1 pseudogene is annotated in these 301 nt (G+C 69.1%); it reads right to left on the bottom strand.

The window, feature by feature from the left end:
• Positions 1-301: pseudogene (locus SB822_RS56145) on the bottom strand (transcriptional regulator); the annotation flags it as partial.

Genomic DNA, 301 nt, shown 5'->3' with positions numbered 1-301 from the left:
CGCGAGCACGTGCTCGCGCCACGCGTGCCAGTTGACGATCGACGACGCAATGCCTTCCGGATGCAGGCTCAGGCGCAACGCGTTGACGGGCGGCTTCAGCAATTGGGGACTCGCGCCCGCGAGCAGCGGTGCGAGCGCATTGTTGGTGGCGACGATCGTCCAGTGACGGTCGATGGCAAGCGCCGGATACGGCTCGTGGCCCTTCAGCACCAGTTCGACGGCCTCGCGCGCGGCGCTCAGTTGCGGGTCCGACAGCGGACGCTCGCGAAACAGCGGCGCGTATCCCGCGGCGACCAGCAGC

The organism is Paraburkholderia sp. SIMBA_054, from assembly GCF_046534875.1.
GTDB lineage: Bacteria > Pseudomonadota > Gammaproteobacteria > Burkholderiales > Burkholderiaceae > Paraburkholderia > Paraburkholderia hospita.
The sequence above is the reverse complement of the archived record's forward strand: the minus strand, read 5'-3'. Positions and strand labels throughout refer to the sequence as shown.